The organism is Paracoccus marcusii (assembly GCF_006151785.1).
Classification (GTDB): domain Bacteria; phylum Pseudomonadota; class Alphaproteobacteria; order Rhodobacterales; family Rhodobacteraceae; genus Paracoccus; species Paracoccus marcusii.
In genome coordinates, this window is sequence record NZ_VDDD01000173.1 from 1 (window position 1) to 6019 (window position 6019).

The window sequence follows — 6019 nt, forward strand, 5'->3', positions numbered from 1 at the left end:
AACCTGCGCCAATCGGCGTAAACAACCCTTGGACTCCGGTCGCGGCTGGATGAAAGACCCGTGGCAGGTCACGGCGCAGACGGCCGCCACCGCCAGGTCATCATTCCCCGCCAAAAAAGAAGCCCCGCCGAAGCGGGGCCAGTTGAACCTTCGTCGCAGAAGGATGGGCGGTGTAGGCGTCCAGCCCGACAAACAGGGCGCGGCGGTCGGAGCCGCTGATCGCTTCCGGCTGCAAAGCCTGCTTGATGCGGTATTCGGACACGTCGCGGCCCATCACCTCGGCCAGAAACTGCAAGGTCAAAGCCTCGTCCTGGGACACGGTGAAGGCTTTTGCCATCCCGTAGCTGATATGTCCCGTCTTCAAGGCGTCCAGAACAGCGGCGGGCAGTGCTGCCAGCGCAAGGCGGCGGTAAACATGCGCCTCGGTCTTGCCGAAGCTGCGGGCGATGGTGGACACGTCTGCGCCTGCCTCCTTCAGGCAGTCATCCACACACGCAACCGTTTTGACGGTGATGAAGAGCAAACGCGCAGCGTCCTGCGCGGTCATGCCAAGGCAATGTCCGGCTAAATCGTAGAGAATAGCTGCATGAGCGTCGTAATCAATTTCAGAGTAGTCGATCAGCTTGGCAACGACGTAATCTTCGAGACGGTTTGCGGTATCCCCTTCATCCTCACCCGAAATTCTCGACGTTTTCTCCGTTCTCAGGACTTGGATCATGAGTTCGCGCGATAGCGGCTGAAAGTTCCAGCTCTTCATATCCAGATCGAAGCGCCTAAATCCGAATGAAACCTGCTGTTGCGGTGTAATCGTCAGTGCAGGGATCGCAAGGGTTCGCTCTACGTAGTGCTTGCAGAGTTCCTGGGCGACGGCGACTGCTTGTTCCCTAGTGATGCTCGGGATAAACCCCTCTTCAGGCTTCTGCGCAGCGATTGCCGCATCAGCAATGCGTTCGATCACCTTGGGGTCATTAAGGTCACCAATTGAGGAAACCTTAGTACTGAACTGAGGGATCACGACGTTGAGTACCGTACGGGCGACTTTCAATTCCTCGGGGGTGCTGAAGCTGAAAGGAGCTTGTGTTGGCACCATGCCGCCAGGCTTAATGACGGGCTGCGATGCAGCTTCAGATGCCGTTTCTCCGTCAGCCACTACGACAGTGGGTTCGGTCTTGGCTTCGGCCTGAGCCAGCATTTGATCGACGAGGGACGGCGCGGAAACCGATATAGGCTTTGAAGACGGAACGTCTCCGCCGTCACCAATCGTCACCTGCTTCAACTTTCGGATAACGCCATTCTCTTCTTTGGCCTTCTCGATCAGCTCGCTGACCCTCGGCCGTCCCGCTCGGCTCAATGAGAAGCAGAAATTGGATGTTCTCTCGGATTTGGCGGGCGGGATGAGCGTTTCCGCACTCGCCAGAAAATTTGACACCAGCCGCCAGACCATCATGCGTGTCAGGATCGAGGGCGACCGCTCCGTTTAAGCCGTGACTTGAGTAGGCACCCGTTTCCCTTTCGCCTCACCCCGCGCAGCAGGACAGTTTTTTCACATCCCTGTCGAAGGTCTGAGCCGCAAGCTTCAAACCTTCGACAGTCGTCAGATATGGAAAGATCGTCTCCGAGAGATCATCGATCGTCAGGCCGCAGCGGATGGCCAAGGCTGCCGTCTGAATGCTGTCAGCACCCTCTGGTGCAAGGATGTGAGCGCCAAGGAGTTTCCGGGTTGACCCGTCGGCGACCAGCTTGATCAGGCCGCGCGTGTCGCGCGCCGCCAGCGCCCGCGGCACATTGTCGAGGGAAAGGACGGAGGTGCGAACCGAATGTCCGGCAGCCCGCGCCTGCGCTTCGGTCATGCCGACGCTCGCCACCTGCGGATCGGTAAAGACCACGGCGGGCATTGCGGTGTTGTCGTAACTCAGGCTGTTGCCGTTCAATGCGTTCTTGGCGGCGAGCTTTGCGCCATAGGCGGCCATGTAGACGAACTGATCTTTTCCGGTTACATCGCCGGCGGCATAGACGCCCGCCTTCGAGGTGCGCATGCGATCATCAACGATGATGGCCCCGGCCGGTGTCAGGTCTATACCGGTTTCAGCAAGCCCAAGGGCTTCAGTGTTCGAGCGGCGTCCCGTCGCCACAAGAATCCGCTCGGCAGTCAAGATTTCCGGACGTCCGTCCCGCGCGATGGCGAGGGCAACACCACCATCATCGGTCTTGCGGGCGGACTCGTAGGTAATGCCGCTGACGATTTTAATCCCCTCATCGGCCAGATAGGTGGCAAGCGCAGCGCCGATTTCGGGTTCAGCCTCCGGCAGAAGCCGGCTGCGGAACACGAGTGTCACTTCGACACCGGCCCGTGCGAAAGTCTGGGCAAGCTCCACGCCGATGTAGCCGCCGCCAAGCACTATCATCGAGCGTGGCAGCTCGGTCAGGGCGAGCGCTGTCGTGCTGTCGAGCGGCGATACGTCAGCGATCCCCGGAATCCCCGGCAACGCCGGACGCGCACCGGTGGTGATGATAATTCGCTCGGAGCCGATGTGCTGGCCCGCGACCTGGACACCGCCGTCAACGAGGCGGGCCGGACCTTCGTGGTAGACCACATTGTTGTACTCCGGCAGCAGATCAGCGTATTTCGCCTGTCGCAGACCGGCAACCAAAGCGTCTTTCTGGGCGATCTGAGCGGCCCAATCAACCACGCGCGCGCCGCTTTCGATCCCATCAAACCGGGCAGCCGCATCGTTGGCGTGACGTACAGCCTCCGTGGCCCGGATCAGGGCTTTCGAGGGCACGCAGCCGATGTTGACGCATGTACCGCCGATCGTGCCATGCCCGACAAGAGCCACTTGGGCGCCTAGTTCGGCGGCCGTGATCGCGGCGGAGAAACCGGCCGAGCCAGCTCCGACGACCACAAGATCATAACGGCCGTTGCCTTTGTTGGAAGTTGGAACGTCGCAAGCTTCACACATTCAATTCACCTTTGTTGTCTTGTTATTCATCGAGCAGCAATTGGCATCCGCTGATGAGGCGGAACGCCGACGCCGGTAAAGATAAAGTGCGGACGCCCCAATCGCGGCGAGAGCGATCGGGATCAGCACATAGCCGGCCGCTGCGAACCATGCGGAAAAGCCAAAAGAGCCAGCGGCGACCAAAAGAAATGGCGCGGCGCAACAGATGACGGCGAGAAACCCGACTCCGCCAAGGCCGATGAACTTTCCATCTGTCATGCTGAACCTCCTTACTGCGAAACGCCGGACGGATAGCCAGCATTGGTGGTTGCGGTGATCAGCGCGGCGACATTCGTCTGGCTGTCGTCAAAGCGCACCTTCGCGATCGCCGCGCCGGTCGCCTCCGATACATCAACATCGAGCACGCCTGGAACGTTGCTGAGCGCCCGCTTCACAATCGGGCCGCAGAGTTCGCAGGTGGCATTGGCAACATTCAAGGTTACGGTCTGCTCGGCGGCAAAAGCGTGACCACCCGTCAGCAGGGACGCAGTAAGGGCAATGAGGGGCAGGATTTTCATGAGATTCTCCTTGGGATTAAGCATCGAGGACAAGGCGGGCGGCGTAGGGAAAGCCCACGGCGATAATGATCAAGACAGTTGCGACCCAAAGGCCGATCTTGGCGTTCCGATGGGATGATGGACGCGCGCAGTAGGAACCCTCGGCGCATTCAGCCGCCTTCGGCCTGCGATAGACGAGATAGAAACCGTAGCCGAGGCAGGCGAGCGCGATCGTGATCGTGATAAACACAGGCTGGTAGGGTTCGAACGCGGTCAAATTGCCGATCCACGCGCCGCTGATGCCAGCGAAGAACAAGGCAAAGGGCAGCACGCAACAGGTTGCTGCGCCCAGTGCCGCAACGATGCCGCCGACCGACAGCAATGCTGCCCGATCAAAACCCTTTTCGGCTGGCTCTGTGACTGTATTTGCCAGCGTCCGTGTTTCATCCTGCATCATCGTTCACATGCTCCCGCAATTGATCTATCGTGACCCTAGTGCCTGTAGCGACTACAGGGTCAAGCGAGAAATTTTCACGGATTTGTGCGAGCTATGTGATGACACAGAATGATGAATTTTCGATCGGCGTGCTGTCCGAGCGCAGCGGCGTCAACATAGAGACGATCCGCTATTACGAGAAAATCGGCGTCATGCCGAAGCCCGCCCGCAGCGCAGCGGGTTATCGTATCTACACAACTGAACACGCAAGGCGGCTGCATTTCGTGCGGCGCGGCCGTGAACTCGGCTTCAGCCTGGACGAGTTGCGCGGCCTGCTTCGCCTGGTCGATGGGCATACCTACACCTGCCGGGAGGTCCATGCGCTCACCATCGAACATTTGAAAGATATCCGTCAGAAAATCGCCGATCTGCGGCGTCTGGAGCGGGCCATGTCGAATATGGCGGCGCAATGCACCGGCGATCAGGTTCCAGAATGTCCGGTCATAGATGCCCTTTTTGAAATGCGGTCAATCAAGCGTTCCCGCTCCGTTCAAGCTTAGCGTACGATTTCGAGCAGCTCTTGTTCTGACCCCTTATTCTATGGGCAGGCGGCGCACGACGCCGGCGACAACCCCCCATATCTCGGTCGTCTCCGTGACCGGGATTGTGGCATAGCCATCCGCGCGGGCGCGCGGATCGAGAAACCAGACACCATCGCGCTTGGCGAGCTTCTTTACGGTAATGGCGCCATCGACCACCGCGACGACAATGCGGCCATGGCGGCGCTTGCCAGCGCGATCCACGGCGATCAGGTCGCCGTCCAGGATGCCCTCTGCCTCCAGACTGTCACCGGACACGCGCCACCAAAAGGTCGCATGCTCATGCCGCACTACCCACTTGATCGGGTCGATCGTATCTTCAAGATCATCCGCGGCGGGTGACGGAAAACCGGCCGGAACCGGCATGGATGCCAGGGGCACATGCCGGTCTACGAGCGTGATCTTGATAGGGCTTAAGTGCAGGGTCATGGCTATTAGAACAATACGGGAACATCAGCCATAACCCGAACCCCCCCTGCGGCGTCAAGCCGCTAACTGACTTAGGTCAAACAGGTGCCCAAGCTGCGACCAGCTTAGTTGCGAGCCTGTTGCAGGGGGATACCATCAAGCAAAGCCTGCCCTGCGGCCTTCGGGCTGCCGTCCCCGTTGACATAGGCGTAGAGGGTTGTGGTCGTGATCCCGAGGCGGCGCGCGACCTCTTTAGCAACAGCATTGCGGTCGGACATGGCTGTCATTGCCATGCTGAGGGTCGTGCGATCCATCTTGCGCGGGCGGCCTCCAAGCCTGCCACGCGCACGGGCAGCGGCGATCCCTGCCTGCGTCCGCTCAACGATCAGCTCCCGCTCAAACTCCGCGAATGCCGCAAAGATGCCGAACGCGAGCCTGCCGTTGGCGGTGGTCGTGTCGATCTGCGCGCCCGCACCGGCCAGAACCTTCAAGCCGACGCCCCGCTCTCTCAAGGCTTCGGCGGTGGTGACCAGGTGACGAAGATCGCGGCCAAGCCGATCCAGCTTCCAGATGACCAACGTGTTGCCCGGCTGGAGTGACTTGAGGCAGGCCAGCAGACCAGGGCGGGCATCGAGGCGACCAGAAGCCAGATCCTCATAAATCCGGTCCGGATCGACACCCGCCGCTAGCAGTGCGTCGCGTTGCCGGCTGAGCGTTTGGGTGCCGTCCGATTTCGAGACTCTCATGTAGCCGATAAGCACCGCATACCCGGCAAGAAAAGACTGCGCATACCCTGCAAGGTGTCATTGGTTTCCGCAACGGGTTTTCTTGTGCCAAAGCTGTTCAGTCGAGCCGGGCACCAGGATCGCAAGAAAACCGACCGTTTCCGTGACGTTGCTGTGACCTCCAGCGCTACTTGGCGCGACTTATCCAGCGCTAAATGACGCAGAGGCTTCGCCAAAACAGCGAAGCAGACCCTCGCGCGTGATGCAGCATATGACCCCTCTGAGCCCAATTTGACCGATGCTGCCCAGTGCCTCGATGACCGCTATCAAGAGCGCTTCTGCAATTCGCTGTATG

9 protein-coding genes are annotated in these 6019 nt (G+C 59.8%); 2 read left to right on the forward strand and 7 right to left on the reverse strand.

Annotated elements, in window-relative coordinates; genetic code table 11:
* Nucleotides 1–100 precede the first annotated feature (100 nt).
* A complete protein-coding gene (locus FHD68_RS17220) occupies nucleotides 101–1192 on the reverse strand; it encodes a hypothetical protein (protein ID WP_482811972.1) in 1092 nt (363 codons plus the stop codon).
* 190 nt (nucleotides 1193–1382) lie between these two features.
* Between FHD68_RS17220 and FHD68_RS19655 the strand changes: the two genes are divergently transcribed.
* Entirely contained in the window at nucleotides 1383–1481 is a 99-nt protein-coding gene (locus tag FHD68_RS19655) for a helix-turn-helix domain-containing protein (RefSeq protein WP_244297937.1), read from the forward strand.
* A 36-nt stretch (nucleotides 1482–1517) separates the two neighbouring features.
* On the opposite strand, the gene merA is transcribed toward FHD68_RS19655, so the two are convergent.
* From merA to FHD68_RS17245, 4 genes are read right to left on the reverse strand one after another with little or no spacing between them, the layout of a single operon-like run.
* Nucleotides 1518–2960 (reverse strand): mercury(II) reductase, encoded by a 1443-nt coding sequence (gene merA / locus FHD68_RS17230; RefSeq protein ID WP_003501078.1) that lies wholly within the window; start codon nucleotides 2958–2960, stop codon nucleotides 1518–1520.
* Nucleotides 2961–3218 (reverse strand): hypothetical protein, encoded by a 258-nt coding sequence (locus tag FHD68_RS17235; protein WP_003501076.1) that lies wholly within the window; start codon nucleotides 3216–3218, stop codon nucleotides 2961–2963. It abuts the gene before it with no gap.
* Between the two features lie 11 nt (nucleotides 3219–3229).
* Nucleotides 3230–3517, reverse strand: a complete 288-nt coding sequence (locus FHD68_RS17240; protein ID WP_010661778.1) for a cation transporter — start codon at nucleotides 3515–3517, stop codon at nucleotides 3230–3232.
* 16 nt (nucleotides 3518–3533) lie between these two features.
* Nucleotides 3534–3953 carry a mercuric transporter MerT family protein gene (locus tag FHD68_RS17245; RefSeq protein ID WP_139086370.1) on the reverse strand — a complete coding sequence of 140 codons (420 nt, stop codon included), beginning with the start codon at nucleotides 3951–3953 and terminating at the stop codon, nucleotides 3534–3536.
* Between the two features lie 98 nt (nucleotides 3954–4051).
* Here FHD68_RS17245 and FHD68_RS17250 point away from each other — a divergent pair, with 98 nt between their 5' ends.
* On the forward strand, nucleotides 4052–4492 hold the full coding sequence (locus FHD68_RS17250; protein ID WP_023517540.1) for a MerR family transcriptional regulator: 441 nt from the start codon (nucleotides 4052–4054) through the stop codon (nucleotides 4490–4492).
* A gap of 33 nt (nucleotides 4493–4525) precedes the next feature.
* Here the strand turns inward: FHD68_RS17250 and FHD68_RS17255 are convergent, their stop codons facing one another.
* Together FHD68_RS17255 and FHD68_RS17260 are read right to left on the reverse strand one after the other, a co-directional pair.
* Nucleotides 4526–4960, reverse strand: coding sequence for a LexA family protein (locus FHD68_RS17255; protein ID WP_127899570.1), 435 nt, complete (start codon nucleotides 4958–4960; stop codon nucleotides 4526–4528).
* 104 nt (nucleotides 4961–5064) lie between these two features.
* Nucleotides 5065–5685, reverse strand: coding sequence for a recombinase family protein (locus FHD68_RS17260; protein ID WP_425277556.1), 621 nt, complete (start codon nucleotides 5683–5685; stop codon nucleotides 5065–5067).
* Nucleotides 5686–6019 lie beyond the last annotated feature (334 nt).